This window comes from Flexivirga sp., from assembly GCF_035551235.1.
GTDB lineage: Bacteria > Actinomycetota > Actinomycetes > Actinomycetales > Dermatophilaceae > Flexivirga.
Genome location: NZ_DASZNO010000051.1, coordinates 1 through 19,918 on the forward strand (window position 1 = coordinate 1; position 19,918 = coordinate 19,918).

Below are 19,918 nucleotides of genomic sequence, written 5' to 3' on the forward strand. Positions count from 1 at the left end.
CCGGTTCGCCTGCACCGCCGACCTCATCCCCGCCGTCCTCGGCGGACCCAGCCAACCACTCGACGTCGGCCGGCGAGAACGCCTCGCCACCAAAGCCATTAGGGCCGCGGTGATCCTGCGCGACGGCGGCTGCACCTTCCCAGGCTGCGACCGACCACCAGGATTCTGCGAAGTCCACCACGTCACACCCTGGTGGGCCGGCGGCGACACCTCCCTCGCCGATTCCGCGTTGCTGTGCGGCCGCCACCATCAGACCGTGCACCGGCAGGGCTACACCGCCCAAGTTCTCCCCGGCCGGGTCGAATGGGACCTGACACCGGGCCGCATGCCTGGCCACCACAACACCGCAGCCTGACACGATCCACGGGACCTCGAGACGGGCTTCCCCCGCTTCGCTCCTCCGCCCTCCTCGGCCACCTCTGAAACGCCTGCGCGGCTGCGCCCTTCCGGCTCCTCGGCCACCGCGGCCTTGCCAACGAACACGAACACCCGACGCCCAACGGGCGTCGGGTGCCTCGTCGGGCCGGGCCTATGCAGAGAGCGAAGCGCCAGCGCGCGAGGCGACGACCTTGACTGACGAGACGACCGAGCGAGCTTGCGAGCCGGTCGAATCGACCCTCAGGCGAGGAGCCGAGTCAACGACACAGCGAACGAAGTGAGACCGGCACGGCGGCGCAGCCGACGCCACCAAGGCGAGCACACGAAACGGGACCTCGAGACGCGGGACCTCAAGACGCGCCCCCCGCCGCGCTCCTTCGGGGCCTCGGCCACCTCTGAAGCGTCTGCGCGACTCCTCAACCCGCGAAACCCGCGCGACATACCGCCGCCTGGTTTCGAGACGTGGCTCGAGACGTGGCTCGTCCCTCACCACTCCTCAACCAGCGAAGCGGTCAGGAGTACTCGCGCTCGGGCGCCGCAGGATAGACGCCGAGAATCTTCACGTCGGTGGTGAAGAAGCGCAGCTCGTCCAGGGCCAGCTTCAGGCCCGGGTCCTCGGGGTGCCCGTCGACCTCGCTGAGGAACTGCGTGGCGGCGAATTTGCCGCCCACCATGTAGGACTCGAGCTTGGTCATGTTGATGCCATTGGTCGCGAACCCGCCGAGCGCCTTGTAGAGCGCCGCGGGAATGTTGCGCACATTGAAGATGAAACTGGTCACCATCGGCCCGCTATCCACCGGCGGCACAACGAAATCGCGGGAGAGCACGACGAAGCGGGTGGTGTTGTGGTCCTCGTCCTCGATGTCCTCGCGCAGCACCTCCAGCCCATAGATGCCGGCCGCCAGCGGCGGGCTGATCGCACCCATCGTCGGGTCGGCCGCCTCGGCGACCTCGCGCGCCGCGCCGGCCGTGTCACCGGAGATCACCGGCTCCAGGCCCAGCTCCCGTATGACGTTGCGGCACTGCCCGAGCGCGTGCACGTGACTGTGCACGGTGCGCAACTGCTCGATCGAGGTTCCCGGCACGCCCATCAGCGAGAAGCGGATCCGGTGGAAGTGCTCCGCGACGATGTGCAGCCGGCTGCGCGGCAGGAAGTGATGTATGTCGGCGACCCGGCCCGCCAGCGAATTGTCGATCGGGATCATCGCCAGGTCGGCAGTCGGGGCGGAACCATTACCGGGCTCCACCGCGGCGAAGACGTCCTCGAACGACGCACACGGCACGCCCTCCAGATCGGGGTACTCGCGTTCGCACACCGAGTGTGAGTTGGAGCCGAGTTCGCCCTGGTAGGCGATGCGTCGAGGTGGGATCACGTGCGAAGTTTACGAGCGATACATCCCACGGGTGTTGCCGCATCGTCATACGGACGTCGGGCGCGATACACCATGGGACTCAGGGGTTTGCTGGTTTCGTCCCGTACGATTTGCCCGGTGTTGCGACGGTGGCTTGTGTGCGTGGTGTGCATTGCCATCGTCGCAGTGGGCGGCTCGTACCTCATCTCCTATCTGACCCGCTGGCCCGCGTCCGAGAAGATCACCCAGCCCGGGCCGCTGATCGTGGTCAGTCAGCCCGCTCTCTCCTGGGACGACGTGAGCGCGACGAAGACGCCGAACCTCTGGAAACTGGCGCACGAGGGTGCGGTCGGATCGATGACCACCCGCGCGCTCAGCTCGCACAGCTGCGAGACCCAGTCGTGGCTGACGTTCGGCGCGGGCAAGCGCACGTCATACGGGACGCTGGTGCCGATGACGCCACCGGGCCAGAAGCCCGACCCGCCCTGCTACGTGTTCCCGGCGCCACATCGCCTGAGCAACTCGCCGCCGACCGGTGCCGGCGCGCCCGTGAAGTTCGACAACTGGGACAAGGTCCGAGCCAGGACGCTCAACCGGCCCGTCCCGGCCAACCCGTCGCACATCATGGATCTGATGACCCGGGCCGGCCAGTGCATCACCGCGGGCGGTCGCCTCGCCGCGATCGCGGCCGCCTCCGTCAACGGCGAGGTCGAGCACTACGTCTCCGACCCCGCCAAGGCCGACCTCACGTCGTGCCCGATCACCTTCCTGCGCTTCGCGCACCAGAACGACCGGCTGCTCGGCACCATCCTGGCGAAGGCACCCGCCAACGCCACCATCGTGGTCGCCGGCTTCTCCGACGACACCGGCCCGGAGATCCTGCACCCCGCCGTGGTCAAAGGCCCGGGCGTGCCGCACGGGCTGCTCACCTCCAACTCCAGCCGTCAGCGGGGCGTGATCCAGCTGACCGACCTGTCGGCGCTGGTCTTCTCCCGGCTCGGCAAGGCCGCGCCGCACCTGCCGGAGGGCCGGCGCCCGGTGGTCCAGCCGCGCCCCACCGGCACCAGCGCCATCACCGACGCCGGCATGATCGCCATGCAACTGCGCGTCGAACACGCCCTGTCGGCCGACTTCCTGACCCGCTTCTCGGTGGCGATGATCGTGCTGCTCGGCATCGGGTGCGGCTGGTGGTGGCGACGCCACAGCCGCGCCCGCCGTTCCAGCGAGCCGGCGCCGCCCAGTCCGGCTCTTCGCTGGTGGCTGAGCGGCTGTGCCGCGGTGACCGGATCGATGCCGGTCAGCACATGGCTGATCGGGCTGGTTCCGTGGTGGGATGCACCCGACCCGCGCTTGGCATTGGGTTGGGGCGTGGTCGGTTTCGCCATACTCATCGCCGCGCTCGCCCTGCTCGGACCATGGCGGAAGTACCCGATCGGGCCACCCCTGTTCATCGCCGTCATCACGTTGTCCACCCTGCTGTTGGACGTCATACATGGCACGCAGTTGCAGTTCGTGTCGATGATGGGCCTGCAGCCGGTGTATGGCGGCCGGTTCTACGGCATGGGGAACGTCGGCGACGCCCTGATCGCCACCGCGTCACTGTTCATCTGCGCGCTGCTCGCCGGCCAGCTGGTGCGTCGCGGCCAGCACCAGCTCGCGGCCGCGACCGTCATCCTCATCGGCCTGGTGACCCTGCTGATCGACGGCGCTCCGAACTGGGGCGCCGACGGCGCCGGACCGCTGGCGATGTTCCCCGCGTTCGCCTACCTCGCCCTCAACGCGGGCGGGCTGGCGCTGACCTGGCGGCGGGCCGCGCTGATCATCGGGTCCGCGGTCGCGATCGTCGGCACCATCGGCGTGCTGGACTACCTGCGGGCGCCGCAGGACCGCACGCACCTGGGTGATTTCGTCTCGCAGGTGCGCAACCACGGCGACTTCTCCGGCATCCAGCGGATCTTCCGCGCCAACTGGGTGATGCTGAGCAGCAACTGGCTCACCGCGCTGGTGCCGCTGATCCTGATCCTGGCGATCTGGGCGCTGCTCACCCCGTCGCGCTGGCCGGGCCGGCTGTTGATGCCGCTGGTCGACCGCGTCCCGATGCTCGGCGAGGGACTCGCCGCGATCGTCGTCTGCTGGATCCTGGGTTTCATCTCCAACGACTCCGGCGTGTCCATCCCGCCGACCGGGATGCTGCTGCTGGCGCCGTTCCTCATGCTGCTCGCCGCAGGACCCGCGGTGGACCCGTCGACCGATCGTGTGCGGGGCACACTGGCGCACCCCAAACGGGTCAATTCAGCACCGGTCAGCGAGTCCCCGGTCAGCGAATCGTGATCTGACGCGACACCAGCCCGGCACGAGCGCGTCGCTCCTCGTCGGTGAGCGCGTCACCACTGCGCGCCGACTCCAGCGCTTCGGTGAAGCGGCTGCTCAACTCCCCCATGCTGCCGTCGTATGACGCAGGCTCCGCCGCCGCATCGACCTCCCAGACGGGCACCAGGAGGCCGCAGGTGCGGAAGGCACCGAGCAACCGGCCATCCCCCAGTGCGTCGTTGCCGGCAGCGTGCAGCCGGGCCAGCGCGGCAGTCGCCTCGTCCTCGTTGTGCGGCAAAACCCAACGTACGTAAGTGCGTTCGCCGATCCGGCACCAGTAGGCCGACTGCGCGGCGGGCAACGGAACGGTCGGCGTGACCGCGGAGTTGGCCTGCTCCAACGACGCGGCGGCCGCCTCGTCCAGCTCGTCCTGCTCGATCCAGAAGTCGAAGCCGTCGTGCAGTTCGAGTTCGGGTGCGTCGCCGGTCAGCAGGTCCTGCAGCCGCGGTGTCTCGGCGGTCACCGCCGGCGTCTTCACGACCGGCTGTCCGGGCTCGGTGTCGACCGTGGCGATCAGTGCGGCCGCCAGGTCGCGGCTGAGGTCGCCCGACCCCGCACCGGACTGGGTGGCGATGAACCGCTCGCCGTCGGTGCGGTGCAGACCGGCCCAGGCCAGCGGCAGCACGGTCGCGACCGTGGCGGTGTGCTCGCTGCCGTCATACGAGAAGGTCAGCCGGGCAGTGGCGGCCGGCAGGATCTCGCGCATCGCGACCCAGCCGGTCTCGCCCGGAAGGCCCTCGAACGGCCTGGCCGCGAACGGAACTCGCGCCGCGCGTGCGGCCTTCTTGTCGGCGCCCTTGCGGCGCGATGCCTTACCCATGGCGCATCAGACTAGACGGCCCCGACCGAACGGATCGCATCGGTGACGGCGGCGAGCGCGAGCAGTCGTACGACGTCGACGTGCGCGTCGACCTGACCGGTCGCCGCAGCGACGAGCGCGTCGCCGTCGAAACGGGTGTGCGGCGGGTTGATCGCGCGGGCCAGGCCATCGTGTGCGCCTTGCGCCACGATGCGGCAACCCACCTTGTCCAGCGTGGCGTTGGTGACGACCGCGCCGATCGTCGTGTGCGTGCGGTCGAACTCGAAGGGTTGCTGCAATGCCTCGACCGGTGCCGTGTCGACCGTCGCCGAACCCGGGTCGATGTCGCCGAAAGCGTTGACCACCACCAGTGCCCACACCACGACGTGCTCGACTCGGCGCGTCGCGGTCACCACCCCACCGGGCAGCGCGCCCGCCGGACCGCGCCAGTGGCTCACCAGCGCACCGGTGCCCGCACCCACCTGACCGGTCGCCGGGTCGTCGGCGGTGGCGGCTGCCGCTGCGGCATACCCCTGCTCGGGGCCGGGCCGGACGGACGCGTCACCGACCGCGAGATCGAAGAGTGCCAGCGCTGGCACGATCGGCACGGCGCCGCCGGGAGTCGGCACACCGCGGCCGACCTCCTCCATGCGCCGCATCACGCCATCGGCCGCCGCGAGCCCGAAGGCCGAGCCACCGGTCAGCAGCAGGGCGTCGATGCTGGTGACCGACTTGTCCGGCTCCAGCAGCATCAGTTCACGGGAGGCGGGCGCACCGCCCCTGCATTCGTATGACGCAACCGTGCCGACCGGGAATTCGATTGCGGTGCAACCAGTTCGGGCCTCGGTGTTGGTCCAGTGCCCGACCTTCACCCCGTCGACCGGGATCACGATGCCTCAGATCCTTCGCCGCGACGCCCCGCCGAGCGCCGCCCAGACCATCGTGTGACCGTCGTCGTCGCTGACACCCCACTCGAAGGCCAGCGAGCGCACGATCCGCAGGCCGCGTCCGCTCGGCGCCCAGTCCGCCTGCGGCTTGGGCTTGGGCTGCTTGTCGGAGCCGCCGTCGGTGACCTCGATCTCGACCCGCGGCGGACGGGCCCGCCAGCGGACCCGCACCGTCCCGTCGGGCAGCGGCCGGCCGTGCAGGATCGCGTTGGCGACCAGCTCGGCGACGACCGTCTCGGCCTCCTCGACCACCTTGCCCGGCAACTTGCCGGCGCCCAGGTCGCCCACGATCTCCTCGCGCACCCGTGGCACGGAGTCGATGGTCCACGGCAGCCGCACCGTCCGCACCCAGGGCTCGGACTTGCGCTTCTCACTCACGTGGTGCCACCTCTCCTCGTCATCACCGGCCATGCCGGAGCCATCATGCCGGATCGGTGGCTCACCGTCCCGGGTAGGCCGCGTCGACCATCTCTCGCACGAGGCCCGGCCGGTTGGAGATGATCGCGTCCACGCCGATCCGCAGGCACAGCTCGATGTCCGGCTCCTTGTCGACGGTCCAGACATGGACTTGATGGCCGTAATGATGTTGCCGCGCAACGAATTCGGGGTTTCGTCGGATCATCCCCATCCGCGGACCGGCGATCGCGACGTTCGACGGCAAACCGTCGCGGAAGAACGGCGACGTGCCGACCTCGATCAGCTGCACACGTTGCAGGTGCGGCGCGAGCTTGGCCATGCGCTGAATCGCCAATGAAGAGAACGACATCACGCGCACCACCGGTTTGTCGGGCGCCGGCCGCAGCAGGTCGAACTCGCCGAGCAGACTCGCCAGACGGCGCTCGACCTCCCCGGCATACCGGGTCGGATGCTTGGTCTCGATGACCAGGTCCGGCTTGCGGTCGCTCGCGAGGACCGACCGGATCAGCTGTCGCAGGGTGAGGATCTTGGCGTGGTGCCGGTCGGGCATCTCGTCCTCACCGGCGTGCGCGTTCTTCCAGCTGCCCCAGTCCATGCCCTCCAGTTGCGCCAGTTCCAGGGCCGAGACGGTGCCGTGCCCGTCGGAGGTCCGGTTGACGCGGCGGTCGTGGACGCAGACCAGGTGCCGGTCGGCGGTGAGCCGCACGTCGCACTCGAGGCCGTCGGCCCCTTGGCTGATCGCGCGCTCGTAGGCGCCGAGAGTGTGTTCGGGGTTGTCATGGCTGGCTCCGCGGTGAGCAATCACCTTGGGCGGGCCGCCACCGAGCGGTGAGCCAACTGTGCGCACGGACCCATCGTTGCAAAGCCCGCGCCCGTCGTGTGACCGACCCACGGAACAGCGGGCTTCGGCGAACCCGACAGCCCCGCCGGTTGAGTCAGCGGGAGGAGAGCAGCTCCGTGACGACGGTCGTGTCGTGGAAGGGGACGTCGCCGGTGGCGAGGTGCTGCACCCGCTCGTGACCCTTGCCCGCGACGACGACCACGTCACCGGGGCGTGCTTCCCGCAGCGCCGCGTCGATCGCGGCCCGCCGGTCGATCACGATGGTGGTGTTGGCGGGGTCGGCGCCGGCCATCACCTCGTCGGCGATCTCCTGCGGGTCCTCGTGGTAGGCGTCGTCGGTGGTGATGATCGCGACGTCGGCCAGCTCGGAAGCGACGGCACCCATCTTCGGCCGCTTGTCGCGGTCGCGCGCACCGGCAGCGCCATACACACACAGCAGGCGGCCGTCGCCGGCGACCTCGCGCGCCACCTCGAGCACGGCACGCAGCCCGATGTCGGTGTGTGCGTAGTCGACGACGACCTCGAAGCCGCGGTCGACCGCAGCCGGCACGCGCTCGAATCGTCCTGGCACCTGGCCCATTTCGCTGACCGCCCGGGTGAGGATCTCCGGCGACATACCCATCTCGAGGGCGATGCCGGCGGCCCCGGCGACGTTGTGCACGTTGTAGTCGCCGAGCAGCGGAATGCTCAGCTCGAGCCTCCCGTGACGTGGCGTCACGAGCTCGAAGGCGGTGCGCACACCGTCGCGACGCTCGTCCTCGATGCGGTAGTCGGCGGTCAACGCGGACCCGAAGGTGAGCGTGCCGTCGATCTCGTGCGCCAGTCGCGCGCCCCACTCGTCGTCGGCGTTGGCCAGCTTGGGCCCCTCGGTCCACTCGAAGAGCTTGCGCTTGGTGAGGTAGTAGGCCTCCATCGTCCCGTGCAGGTCGAGGTGGTCTCGCGTGAGGTTGGTGAAGAGCGCTGCGGCATACCGGGTTCCGTCGACCCGATGCAGATGTATGCCGTGCGAGCTGGTCTCCAGGACCACGTGCTGCAGACCGGCATCGCGCATCCGGGCGAGGTTGGCCTGGACGTCGGTGGCTTCGCCGGTGGTGCGCACGGCCATCTCGTGGTGGGTGCCGACGATGATCTCGGCGGTGGTCATCAGGCCGGTGGTGGCTTCGCCATACGCACCGGTGAGGATCGCGTGCAGCACGTAGGAGCTGGTCGTCTTGCCGTTGGTGCCGGTGACGCCATACACCGTCAGATCGTGGGAAGGATGGCCGGCGAGCTCGGTCGCGAGCGCCGCGAGCGCGACCCGGTCGTCGGGCACCACGGCCGTCGGGATGCCGTCGATCGGCTCCTGCGCGACGACCAGCGCCGCACCGCGCTCCATCGCCTGCGGGGCGAAGTCCGCGCCACGGGTGGTGAACCCGTTGATCGCGACGAACGCGCCACCGGGCACGACCGCACGCGAGTCATGGGTCACCGCGACGATCGGCCCCGCGAGCGGGGGCACGTCGACTCCGAGTACGCGCGCAACGCTCTTCTGGTCCAACGACACCGTGGGAGCGTACCTGCCTGCGCGCGCCCGCACCGCCTGGGGAGGCCTCCACGGCCGGCCGGTCCCCTATCGGTTTCTAGCGATATCTACGATTTGTTTGAGACTGTGCTACACAGTCACATCGAGTCGCTGTCGCGGCCCAGGGTCGACTCCGGCCAAAGGTCACGAACAGATTTCGACGGCGGCGCGCTGTCGGAGGGCGGTGAAAGCCGTGCCAGACTCGTTCCGAAAGCGACCGCGAGCAGTCCGGAAGGTTGTCCCAACCCGCCGGTAATCTCCGGTCCGTTGCACAGCTTCCCCGCACACGAGTCGAAAGCGCCATGACTGAGCACGAACACGACGTTCCGCCGCGCCCGGCGTTCGTCCTGCGAGTGCGCAACGACGCGAACGGCGCACCGACGGCCTGGCTCGACGACCAGCAGATCACCGTGCCACCGGGCGTCGGCATCCACCGCGCACTGATCCGCGAGGCCCGCCGGCGCGCCGACCGCACACAGCCGGGCCGCACCATCCGTGTCGCCGGTATGACGCCGGACGGCGCCACCTTCCATCTGGGCATCGGACCCGATGGCGACGCGTGGGAGGTGCCGGCGCCCGACTCCGCCGACGCCGGAGCAACCGCTGCACCTGCGTCTGCACCTGCACCGGAGCAGGCCGCCGGCGCCGTCCCGGACGACGTCTCGCACGTCATCGAGCTGCAGGACCGCGACGAGCGGCTCATCGGCCTCGTCGACGACGAGGAGATTCCGCTGGTCGCGGGCGGTGACCCCTACGACCAGTTGCTGCGCGAAGCGCGGCGCCGCGCGGACGAGCACGCACCCGGGGAGACCGTGCGCGTGCTCGGCCGGACGCCGGGCGCGCGGGTCTGGCACATCGCGCTGACTCCGGACGGCACGCCGCAGGTCATCGCACCGGTGCAGGGCCGCCCGGAGGCCCCGACCGGTCGTGCGCAGCAGAACGGTCGGGCGCAACCGGCCGATGGTGCGGGGCCGGCCGACCGGGCGCAGCCCGCGGCACCGGTGAACGCCTTCCGCCCGGCCGCTGCGCCGACGAGGGCGGAGGAGCCGAGACCGCAACCGGCATACGCCCCGGAGGACGAGGCGACCGAGAGCCCGGCCCCGCCGACCGCGGCCCTCACGGACGATCACGGCCGGCCCATCCCGACCACCACGGCCCCGGCCTCGACGCCCCAAGGATTCAGCAGCGGATTCGGCAGCAGCACGCCGCCGTCCGATGACCCGGACGATGAGCTGGAGGCCGACCACTACGAGCCGGCGCCGGAGACGAGGAAGGACGGACCGTCCCGACGGGCCCTCTTCCTCGGCGGTGCGGGCGCGGTCGCCCTGGTCGCAGCGGGAACAGCCGGCTTCTTCGCGTTCCGCTCGGGCGACGACAGCACGAACCAGCCGACGCCCACGACCTCCGGCACACCGTTGCCGGACAGCATCACCCCGCCGGCGGGCCTGCCGGCCAGCTACCTGTGGTCGGTGGTGAAGCTCTCCGATGTCGCCCCGCGACTGGTGATGACCGACAAGCAACTCGTCGTCACCGTCGACAACGACACCACCGGTGGCACCGAGCTGGTCTCGCTCGACCCGGACAGCGGCAAGTCCCAGTGGAAGACCGACCTGCCCGTCGACGCGGTCGTTGCGGACGGCCCGGCCCTCGTCCCGATCGACGGGTCCGACGCGATCGTGCTGACCACGCAGACACAGATCATCGCCTACCCGCTCAGCGGCGGCGACCCCAAGACCTGGCCGCTGGAACCCAAGTGGAGCGTCGCACTCACCGACAGCGGCGTGATCGTCAGCAAGCCCGACGACACGGGACACGCCTTCGTCCTGCACGGCGACAAGCTCAGCAGTCGTGCCCTGCCCAAGGGCGCGAACCCGGTGGCGGTCCTCGCCGACGGCACGCTGGTGGCGACCGACGCCCATGGCAAGGTGTGGCTCAGCGCCGACGCCACCACGGCCCCGAAACCGAAGCAGCTCAAGGCTCCTCGGGGCACGACGCCCGGCACCTTCGTCGCCGCCACCCGCGACCAGATCATCACGGCTTTCGTGCCGAAGGACGACCCGCAGGCGTCGCGGCTGCGCGCCTTCTCGTTGCCGACGCTGAAGCCGCGGATGACGACCGCGCCGGTGAAACCCGCCGTCTTCCCGACGACCTTCATGCTCGCGCCCGACGAGAGCTGGGCGGTCGCCGGCAACGCCTGGGTCGATATGACGACCGGGGACAGTCATGTCATCACGGCACGGTGGTCGCCGATCGCGATCTCCCAGCACAACTCGTGGAGCAAGTCCGGCGACAACGTGCTGACGGCGACCAGTCGGGGCAAGTCACTCGGGGCCGCCAAGGGGTCCAACGGGCAGGTCGCCGTTCCCAAGGGCGGCACCGCCAAGGTCGTCTACTGCGTCGCCTCGATCGGCAGCGACACAACCCTGTATGCCGTGCCGCTCAAGGGCTGACAGCGCACACCGCTTCCCGGTTGGGACAATGACGCGGTGCTCACGACCGGACTGTTCGTGGTCGCGGTCCTGCTCACCTGGCCGGTCCCGCGACTGCTCCCCCGCCTGACCGCGCTCGAGCGGGTCCCAGGTCCGGGATTGCTGCTGTGGCAGGCGATTTCACTGTCCGCGATCTTTGCGTCCGTCTGCCTCGCACCGCTGGCGATCCTGCAGGTGGTGCGCGAGGGCCGGCAGATCCCGGCCCCCGCTGCGAACATCCCGTTGCTGCTCGTCGGACTGGTCATCTCCGGCCTGATCCTCGCCCGGCTGCTGCTGCAGGGCCACCGGATCGGCCGCAACCTGCGCGCGGCACGACGCGAGCACTCCGAGCTCGTCGACCTGTTGGGTGATCCGCCGGCGGCGGCGTCATACGACTCCATCACGGTGCTGGCCCATCCGACACCGACGGCCTACTGCATCCCCGGCAAGCGGCGTCGAGTCGTGTTGACCGACAGCACGATTCACGCCCTGCCGGCCGAGGAGCTGGCGGGCGTGCTGGCACACGAGCGTGCGCACCTGCGGTTGCGGCACGACCTGGTGCTGGAGTTCTTCACCGTGCTGCACACGGCGGTGCCCCGCGCCATACGCAGTGATCGCGGCATGCAGGAGGTGCGGTTGCTGATCGAGCTGCTCGCCGACCGTGCCGCGTGTCGCTCGGTCGGGCCGGTGGCGGTGGCGCGGGCACTGGTTCAGCTGTCCGGTGGGGCGCATCCGGACGCGACGCTCGGCGTGAGCGGTGCGCCGGCGGTGCGCCGGATGGAGTTGCTCGCCGACGACCGCACCCACCGGCTGCTGTCCACCGTGGTGCTCCTGACCGCCCTGCTGGTCGTGCTCGGCACCGGTGTCATCGCCTGGGGTGCGCTGCTCGGGGTCGGTTGAGCCGTCGCGTCAGCGCCGGTGCTTACGCTCTACCTCGGCGAGTCCGGCGCGCAGCACGTCGAGGTCGTCGGCGGAGGCGTTGTCGAGGAAGCTCAGCAGCGCCGCCTTGCGATCGTCCGGCGCCAGCGGCTCCAGGCTCGACTGCAGCACCTCTGCGGTGAGCTGGTCGCGGGTGGAGGCGGCGCGGTAGCGCCAGGCGCGCCCGGCGCGCTCGCGAGCGACCAGGTCCTTCTTGGCCAGCCGATCCAGCACGGTCATCACCGTGGTGTAGGCCAGCTCGCGGTCGATGAGCCGCTCGTGCACCTCGCGGACCGACAACCAGCCGTCCTCGGGAAGCGCCCACAGTTGCTCCATGACCGCGCTCTCCAGGTCACCGAGCCCGGACCGTCCCTGCTTCACCACGACGACACGGTAACCCTCGGCTGCTGCGCCCTCGGCACCCGTATGGCGAACTCCCGGTCCGGCGCGAGGTCCTCGATGCCCTGGTGCGACACCGCGACGACGGATGCACCGGCAGTCGCGGTGCGCAGGTCGTGCATGACGACGCGCGCGGTCGGCGAGTCCAGATGGGCCACGGGTTCGTCCAGCAGCAGGACGGGTCGCGCGGAGAGCAGGGCGCGCGCGATCGCCAGCCGGGTGCGCTCACCCCCGCTGAGGTCCCGCCCGTCACCGAGCTCGGTGTCCAGACCCTGCGGGAGCGCGGCGAGCCACCGGCCGAGGCCGGCATCGACGAGTGCCCGGGCGATCGCCGTGTCGCCGGCGTCCGGGCGGGCCAACAGCAGGTTGGCACGCACTGTGCCGGCGAAGACGTGGGGTTCGTCATCGACGATCGCGAGTCGTTCGCGCACGTCGGCGATCCTGTTGTCCCGGGTATCCGTGCCGGCGAATGTGTAGTCGCCGGAAGCGATCTCGAGGTGTCGGGCAAGCACGGCAAGCAGGGTCGACTTACCCGCGCCGTTGGGCCCGGTGATGTTGATCCGCTCGCCGGCTCCGACCCGGAAGTCGTCGACGGCCAGGTCGGTGGTGTCGCCGGTCCAGGAGGCGCGGACGTCGCGCAAGCACAGCTCCGGTGGTCCGGTGGGGATGTCGGCTGCGTGCTCCGGATCCCGCACCGCGGGCGGCTGCCCGGTGAGTCGGCCCAGCCGGTCGTGCGCCCGGCGCCCGCGGGCGGCCGCGCCGACCGCGTCGGGCAGCGTCGCGAGCACGTCGGTCAGCGCCAGTGGGCCGAGCACGACGAGGGCGGCGACCGGGGCGCTGAGCCGCCCGGCCGCCAGTCCGTTCTGCGCGACGATGGCGGTCAGGACGGTCGCGAGGCCGGCCAGCGCGGTGGTCATGGCGATGCCCGCAGCGCGGCCGCCGGCCTGTCGCACCGCGGCACGGGTGCCTTCGCGGGCGGCGTCGTCGAGTTTCTCGACCAACGGCGTTCCGGCTGTGATCGCCTGCACCGCAGGGAGATTGGTGGTGAGGAGTTGCGCGGCGTCATTGACGGCGGCGCGCGCTCGAAGGGTATGCCGCTGGCCGACGCTCTCCAGCCGGTAGTCCCACCAGGCGACCGCGGCGGCCGCACCGAGGACCGCCGCGAGGACGAGACCGCTCGCCGGGTGCAGTGCGGTGACGACCCCGAGGGTGAGCACGGCGGTCACGGCGCAGCCGAGGAGCGGCACCAGGGCCCGGACCTGCACATCGACCTCGTCGTCGAGATCGCTCACCGCGCCGGTCAGTACATCTGCGCGACGCCGGCGACCGAGTCGGGCCGGGGTGAGCGGGATCAATCCACTGAAGAGCGATGCGCGTCGCTCGACCAGGTCGCCGAGGGCGGCGTCGTGGGAGCGGAGTCGTTCGACATACCGCAGCACCGGCCGGCCGATGCCGAAGGCCCGCACGCAGACGATCGCCACGAGTAGGGTCAGCACCGGCGGCTGGGTGCTGGCCTGCACGATCAGCCATCCCGACGTTGCGGTCAGCGCCACGCCGCACGTCGAGGCCAGCGCGCCGATGATGGCGGCGCGCAGCACGCCAGGCGCCGGCCGCCACATCGAACCGCCGTCGCCGCGCAGCGGCGGTGCCGAGGTGGCCGGCGTCTTGAGGTCCCGCGTCCCCGCGGTCGCCGAGCGCGTCGAAGGGGAGCGCGGAGCGGGAGTCTCGCCGTCCCGTGCGGTCGGTTCGAGCCGAATCACCTTGTCCGCCAAGGACATCAGGCTCTCGCTGTGCGTGGCAACGACGACTGCGCGCGTCCGGGCGAGGTCGCGGATCATCGCTTCCGCCTGGCGGCGCATGGCCGGGTCCAGATGCGCCGTCGGCTCGTCGAGCAGCACGACCGACGCACCGGACAGCTTCGCCCGAGTGAGCGCGAGGAGCGCACGTTGCCCCGCGGACAGGCCGAAGCCGTCGTCACCGACGACCGTGTCGAGCCCGTCCGGCAGCGAACGCAGCGGGTCCGGAAGCCAGTCCGTTCCCGGCGGCAACTCCCCTGCCATTGCGAGGTTCTCGGCGAGGTTTCCCGGCACCAGGAACGGCCGCTGGGTCACGTAGTGCACGCCGCGAGGGCGGTCCACGGACCCGACGGTCGGAGTGCGCAGGCCGGCGAGCAGGTCCAGCACAGTGGTCTTACCGCAGCCCGACGGTCCGGTCAGCGCGGTCAGGCCGGGACGGCAGTCCAGGTCGAGGCCGCGGACGGTGAACTGCTGGGCACCCCGGTGGCGGTAGCCCAGGTCCCGCGCACGCAACGTTGCGCCGGATGCCGGCGTCCGCCGCTCCGCGTCACCGGCCAGCAGCTCGTCGATCGCCTGCGCACCGTCGGCGGCCGCGTGAAACTCCTGACCAACCCTACGGATCGGCCAATACGCCTCCGGCGCAAGGAGTATGGCTACCAGACCCACCTCGAGGCTCATCCCGCCGCTAACCAGCCGCAGCCCCACCGCGACGGCGACGATCGCCACGGAAATCGTCGCGAGCAGCTCCAGCGCGGCCGAACTGAGGAACGCCGTGCGCAGCGTCCGGACCGTCGCGACCCGCCACCGCTGACCGACGGCACGCACCAGACCGACCTGATGCTCCGCCCGCTGATAGTTGACCAGAGTCGGCAGCCCACGCATGACATCGAGGAAATGCCCTGTCAAACGGTCGGTTTCACGCCAGCGAGCAGCCGTCTCGTCGCGCGTGTGCATGCCGATGAGGGCGGCGAAGAGCGGCAGCAGCGGGAGTGTGAGCACCACGATGAGCGCGCTGATCCAGTCGGTGCACGCCAGCGCGACCAGCGCGAAGACGGGCACGACCGCCGCGCTGATCAGGGCAGGCAGGTAGCGGGCGACATACGGCTCGATCGCCTCGGCGCCCTTGGTGGCACGCGTCAGCATGATGGTTTCGCTCGGCCGGGTGTCGATCGTGCTGCCCAGCCAGCCGTCGACGGCGCGACGGCGGAGGAGGTTACCGACATACGAACCCGCCCAGGCCGCAACACGTTCCGCGGCTCCGCCGGCGATGGCTCGCAGGCCGAAGACGGTCAGCACGAGGGTCGCGGGAACGACCGGTGAGCGTTCCCGGACGACCGCGACGACCAGGGCGGCGACCACCACCGCCTGGGCGATCGCGAGCGCTCCCTGCACGACGCCGATCGCCCCGAGGGCAGCCAGCGGCCGGCGTACTCGGGGTTCGGCACGTAGTAGACGCGCGTCGAAGGGTCGCATCAGTGCGCCCCGGCTTCGACCTTGGCGAGCGGATCGGTCTGCGGCGCAATGTGATCGGTGGTGATCCGCTTGCGGAAGACCCAGTAGTTCCAGGCCGTGTAGAGCAGCATGATCGGGGTGAAGACGACCGCGGCGCCGGTCATGATCTGCAGCGTCAGGTGCGAGCTGGCAGCGTTGTGCACGGTCAGGCTGTATGCCGCGGAGATCGTGCTCGGCATGACGTCCGGGTAGGCCGCCAGGAAGTATGCCGCGACGGCCGCACCGATCGTGAGGAACGTGCCGCCGAAGGCCACGCCGTCCCGACCACGCCGGTCCGCGATCAGTGCGCCGACGAAGCAGAGCAGACCGACCACCGAGACCGCCCAGGACCAGACGGTGCCGGTGTGCACGTTGATCCAGACCAGCAGCGCGGCAGCCAGCAGCGCGGCAACAGGTGCGACCTGGCGGGCGACCCGGCGGGCGTCCTCACGGACCTCCCCGCCCGTCTTCAGCGCCAGGAAGAACGCCCCGTGCACCAGCGACAGCGCGACGAGCGTGACACCGCCGAGCAGGCTCATCGGGTTGAGCAGAGTGAAGAACGTGCCGGTGAAGTTGCCGCTCCGGTCGACCGGCACACCGTGGATCAGATTCGTGAGTGCGACACCGACGAGCAGCGGAGGCAGCACCGACCCACCGATGATCACCGCATCCCAGCCGGCGCGCCACCGGTCGCTGTCCCGCTTGTAGCGGTACTCGAAGCCCATGTTGCGCAGGATCAGCGCGACCAGGAGCAGCAGCATGGCGAGGTAGAACCCGCTGAACATCGTTGCGTACCAAGCGGGGAAGGCCGCGAACATCGCGCCGCCGGCGGTGATCAGCCACACCTCGTTGCCGTCCCAGAAGGGACCGATCGTGGTGAGCATCAGGCGCCGCTTGTCGTTCGTCTCGGCCTTCGTGCTGCCCCGGCCGATGACCGCGAGCAGCATCCCGACGCCGAAGTCGAAGCCCTCCAGGATCAGGTAGCCCGCCCAGAGCACACCGATGAGGATGAACCAGAACACTTCCAGAGACATCGCGATTCCTCAGTAGGAGAACGCCAGCGGCTCGTCGTCCGCGGACTGCTTCGTGGGTTTGTACGGATCGGCGCCGCGGCGGGTGTAGTCGAGCATCAGCTTGACCTCGACGACCGCGAGCCCGGCATACAGGAGGGTGAAGACCGTCATCGAGGTGATCACCGAGGCGACGCTGACGCTGGGCGAGACCCCCGAGGACGTGGTCATGACGCCATACACGAGCCATGGCTGGCGGCCGGTCTCGGTGAAGATCCAGCCGAAACTGTTGCCCAGCAAGGGAAGCAGCGGCGAGACGATCCCGGCGAGCACCAGCCAGCGCGGCACCGCCGACCGCCCCTTGCGGGTCAGCCAGAGCACGGCTACCGAGATGGCCGTGGCCGCCATACCGATGCCGATCATCAGGCGGAAGGACCAGTAGGCCAGCGGGATGTTCGGGGTGAAGACCGCGTCGGCCGGCTGGACGTAGCGCGCCGGCTCACCCCGCTGCTTCGCTGCCTTCGAAATCTGTTGCGGCAGCTCGCGTTTCAGATCGTTGACGCCTTGGACCCTGCCGTCGAACGACCCGGTGCCCAGGAAGCTGAGGACGCACGGGACGGTGATCGCGTATCTCTCGTGCTCACCGTCCAGGGACCCGATGGTGAAGATCGAGAATTCGGCGCAACTGTCGCGTGTCTCGTAAAGCGCTTCTGCCGCAGCCATTTTCATCGGCTGCACCTCGGTCATGACCTTGCCCTGCGTGTCACCGGTGATGGAGACACCGATGCCGGCGATCAGTGTGATGACGGCACCGACGCGCGCTGCCTTGCGATACATGTGCTTGTCGTGGTCGTGGCGGCGCATCGACCAGAGACCGACGCCCATCACCATCGCGCCACCGCAGAGGTATGCCGCGGCGAGCACGTGCGGGAAGGTCACCAGCTGCACCTTGTTGGTGAGCACGGCGATGAAGTCGGTCAGCTCCGCCCGGCCGGTGTCCGGATTGAACCGGTAGCCGACCGGGTGCTGCATGAAGGAGTTCGCGGCGAGGATGAAGTATGCCGACAGGACCGTGCCGATGTGCACGACCCACATGCAGCCGACGTGGATCTTCTCCGGGATGCGGCCCCAGCCGAAGATCCACAGGCCCAGGAAGGTCGACTCCATGAAGAACGCGAGCAGCGCCTCGAAGGCGAGCGGCGCCCCGAAGATGTCACCGACGAACTTGCTGTAGTCCGACCAGTTCATCCCGAACTGGAACTCCTGGACGATGCCGGTGACGAGCCCGAGCGCGAAGTTGATCGTGAAGAGCTTGCCGAAAAACTTTGCCAGCCGGAGCAGTTGGGGATCCCTGCGCCGTAGGTACCAGGTGTGGAAGCCCGCCACGATCGCCGACAGTCCGATCGTGATCGGCACGAACAGGAAGTGGTAGACCGTCGTGATGGCGAACTGCCACCGCGCCAGATCGAGGGCGTCCACGCCGTCTCCTCATCGACTACTACGTTTTGTCGTAGTCAACGTTACTACTACGCGTAGTAGTTCGCGAACGCGAGGCCGCCATACCCATGCCGCCCCCATGCCGAGAGGACACCCGTTCGCCGAGAGGACACGCGATTTCGGCGATTTCAGCCGGAATTGCGTGTCCTCTCGATGCGTTGGGTGTCCTCTCGGCAAGGAGGGCCGGGGTCAGAGCACGTCGTGACCGGGGTGCGGCTCGGCGGGGATGGTGCCCAGCCGGCCGGCCTGGAAGTCCTCGAACGCCGTGATCAGTTCTTCGCGGGTGTTCATGACGAACGGCCCGTATGCCGCGACGGGCTCGCGGATCGGCTGCCCACCCATGATGTAGAGCTCCAGGCTGGGGCTGCGCGACTCCTGGCTGTCGTCGGCCGCGACCTCGATGACGTCGCCGGGCCCGAAGACCGCGAGCTGGCCCATCTCGATCGGACGGCGTTCTGCACCAACGGATCCGCGACCGGCAAGCACGTAGACCAGGGCATTGAAGTCCTTGCGCCACGGCAGTTGCACGCGCGCACCAGGAGCAACCGTCGCATGGAGCACGGAGATCGGTGTGTGGGTGATGCCGGGACCTTCGTGACCGTCGAGCTCGCCGGCAATCACGCGCAGCAGCGCGCCGCCGTCGGGACTGGAGAGCAGGGACACCTCCTTGCCGCGGATGTCCTGGTAGCGCGGGTCGGTCATCTTCATCGTGCTCGGCAGGTTGACCCACAACTGCAGGCCGTGGAAGAGCCCGCCGGACACCACGAGCGACTCCGGCGGCTTCTCGATGTGCAGCAGGCCCGACCCGGCGGTCATCCACTGGGTGTCACCGTCGGTGATCCGGCCACCGCCACCGGCGCTGTCCTGGTGCTCGAAGATCCCGTCGATGATGTAGGTGACGGTCTCGAAGCCGCGGTGCGGGTGCCACGGCGTGCCCTTCGGCTCACCGGGTGCGTATTCGACCTCGCCCATCTGATCCATGTGGATGAACGGATCGAGATCCGCCATCGAGACCCCGGCGAACGCGCGGCGCACCGGGAAACCTTCACCCTCGAACCCCTGCGGGGCCGTGGTGACCGACCGGACCGGCCGCGGTTGTGCGCCCGGTTCGGGCACGGAGACTCGCGGGAGGGTCAGGATGTTCGACACTGTGACTGCAGGCATGTGCGGTCCAACTTACTTCAGATTTGAATTATTCCGGGGTGGCCTCGCGCAGGCGCGACTTCAATCGGGTGAAGACCGCATCAAGGGTGGCGACCTCGTCGGCGCTGAGGTCGTCCAGGAAGAGCTCGCGCACCGCCATCAGATGCGAACGGCTGGAGTTGTCGAACGCCTCGCGGCCGGCATCGGTGAGGCACGCATGTATGACGCGCGCGTCCCGCGCGTCCCGCTCACGGCATACGAGGCCACGACGCTCGAGCACACCGATCTGATAGCTCAGGCGGCTGCTGGAGAACACCATCGCGTGGGCGAGATCGCCCATCCGCAGCCGACCGTCCGGCGCCTCGCCGAGCAGCAGTAGGAGGTTGTACTCGGCCAGGGTCAGGTCCGAGGCCGCACGGAACCGGTCGTCGAGGGCCTGCTGGAGCAGCACGCTCGACTCGAAGTAGGAGCGCCACATGCCCACGCGCGAAGTCGTCGCCATCGAGACCACCCTAGTCTCAAATTTGAGCG

16 protein-coding genes are annotated in these 19,918 nt (G+C 69.6%); 4 read left to right on the forward strand and 12 right to left on the reverse strand.

Annotation, left to right across the window (positions count from 1 at the left end; genetic code table 11):
* A partial coding sequence (locus VG502_RS19790; RefSeq protein WP_325551912.1) for an HNH endonuclease signature motif containing protein occupies nucleotides 1-355 on the forward strand: 355 nt, incomplete at its 5' end.
* Nucleotides 356-890: 535 nt separating this feature from the next.
* Here VG502_RS19790 and VG502_RS19795 read toward each other — a convergent pair.
* Nucleotides 891-1,751: a prephenate dehydratase gene (locus VG502_RS19795; protein WP_325551914.1), complete on the reverse strand. Its 861-nt coding sequence runs from the start codon at nucleotides 1,749-1,751 to the stop codon at nucleotides 891-893.
* A 141-nt stretch (nucleotides 1,752-1,892) separates the two neighbouring features.
* Here VG502_RS19795 and VG502_RS19800 point away from each other — a divergent pair, with 141 nt between their 5' ends.
* Nucleotides 1,893-4,061: a hypothetical protein gene (locus VG502_RS19800; protein WP_325551915.1), complete on the forward strand. Its 2,169-nt coding sequence runs from the start codon at nucleotides 1,893-1,895 to the stop codon at nucleotides 4,059-4,061.
* On the opposite strand, the gene VG502_RS19805 is transcribed toward VG502_RS19800, so the two are convergent.
* The 5 genes from VG502_RS19805 to VG502_RS19825 all read right to left on the reverse strand — a co-directional run bounded on the left by VG502_RS19805 (nucleotide 4,048) and on the right by VG502_RS19825 (nucleotide 8,647).
* Complete coding sequence (locus tag VG502_RS19805; protein ID WP_325551917.1) at nucleotides 4,048-4,920, reverse strand: DUF5926 family protein; 873 nt, start codon at nucleotides 4,918-4,920, stop codon at nucleotides 4,048-4,050. The two genes, VG502_RS19800 and VG502_RS19805, sit on opposite strands and share 14 nt — an antisense overlap.
* Nucleotides 4,921-4,931: 11 nt before the next feature.
* Complete coding sequence (locus tag VG502_RS19810; protein ID WP_325551919.1) at nucleotides 4,932-5,789, reverse strand: P1 family peptidase; 858 nt, start codon at nucleotides 5,787-5,789, stop codon at nucleotides 4,932-4,934.
* A gap of 6 nt (nucleotides 5,790-5,795) precedes the next feature.
* Nucleotides 5,796-6,224, reverse strand: a complete 429-nt coding sequence (locus VG502_RS19815) for an ATP-binding protein (RefSeq protein WP_325551920.1) — start codon at nucleotides 6,222-6,224, stop codon at nucleotides 5,796-5,798.
* A 61-nt stretch (nucleotides 6,225-6,285) separates the two neighbouring features.
* On the reverse strand, nucleotides 6,286-7,110 hold the full coding sequence (locus tag VG502_RS19820; RefSeq protein WP_325551921.1) for a glycerophosphodiester phosphodiesterase: 825 nt from the start codon (nucleotides 7,108-7,110) through the stop codon (nucleotides 6,286-6,288).
* A gap of 88 nt (nucleotides 7,111-7,198) precedes the next feature.
* Nucleotides 7,199-8,647 carry a UDP-N-acetylmuramoyl-L-alanyl-D-glutamate--2,6-diaminopimelate ligase gene (locus VG502_RS19825; RefSeq protein ID WP_325551922.1) on the reverse strand — a complete coding sequence of 483 codons (1,449 nt, stop codon included), beginning with the start codon at nucleotides 8,645-8,647 and terminating at the stop codon, nucleotides 7,199-7,201.
* Nucleotides 8,648-8,967: 320 nt separating this feature from the next.
* Between VG502_RS19825 and VG502_RS19830 the strand changes: the two genes are divergently transcribed.
* Together VG502_RS19830 and VG502_RS19835 are read left to right on the forward strand one after the other, a co-directional pair.
* Nucleotides 8,968-11,115, forward strand: a complete 2,148-nt coding sequence (locus tag VG502_RS19830) for a hypothetical protein (protein ID WP_325551923.1) — start codon at nucleotides 8,968-8,970, stop codon at nucleotides 11,113-11,115.
* 36 nt (nucleotides 11,116-11,151) lie between these two features.
* Complete coding sequence (locus VG502_RS19835; RefSeq protein ID WP_325551925.1) at nucleotides 11,152-12,033, forward strand: M56 family metallopeptidase; 882 nt, start codon at nucleotides 11,152-11,154, stop codon at nucleotides 12,031-12,033.
* A gap of 9 nt (nucleotides 12,034-12,042) precedes the next feature.
* On the opposite strand, the gene VG502_RS19840 is transcribed toward VG502_RS19835, so the two are convergent.
* From VG502_RS19840 to VG502_RS19865, 6 genes are all read right to left on the reverse strand, one after another.
* Nucleotides 12,043-12,435: a BlaI/MecI/CopY family transcriptional regulator gene (locus tag VG502_RS19840; protein ID WP_325551926.1), complete on the reverse strand. Its 393-nt coding sequence runs from the start codon at nucleotides 12,433-12,435 to the stop codon at nucleotides 12,043-12,045.
* Complete coding sequence (cydC, locus tag VG502_RS19845; protein WP_325551928.1) at nucleotides 12,429-15,719, reverse strand: thiol reductant ABC exporter subunit CydC; 3,291 nt, start codon at nucleotides 15,717-15,719, stop codon at nucleotides 12,429-12,431. Before cydC ends, VG502_RS19840 begins: the two co-directional genes overlap by 7 nt.
* Nucleotides 15,719-16,771: a cytochrome d ubiquinol oxidase subunit II gene (gene cydB, locus VG502_RS19850; protein WP_325551929.1), complete on the reverse strand. Its 1,053-nt coding sequence runs from the start codon at nucleotides 16,769-16,771 to the stop codon at nucleotides 15,719-15,721. The genes cydC and cydB overlap by 1 nt, the downstream gene beginning before the upstream one ends.
* A 9-nt stretch (nucleotides 16,772-16,780) precedes the next feature.
* Complete coding sequence (locus tag VG502_RS19855; protein ID WP_325551930.1) at nucleotides 16,781-18,226, reverse strand: cytochrome ubiquinol oxidase subunit I; 1,446 nt, start codon at nucleotides 18,224-18,226, stop codon at nucleotides 16,781-16,783.
* A gap of 207 nt (nucleotides 18,227-18,433) precedes the next feature.
* Entirely contained in the window at nucleotides 18,434-19,408 is a 975-nt protein-coding gene (locus VG502_RS19860) for a pirin family protein (protein ID WP_325551931.1), read from the reverse strand.
* A 28-nt stretch (nucleotides 19,409-19,436) separates the two neighbouring features.
* Nucleotides 19,437-19,889 (reverse strand): MarR family winged helix-turn-helix transcriptional regulator, encoded by a 453-nt coding sequence (locus VG502_RS19865; protein ID WP_325551932.1) that lies wholly within the window; start codon nucleotides 19,887-19,889, stop codon nucleotides 19,437-19,439.
* Nucleotides 19,890-19,918 lie beyond the last annotated feature (29 nt).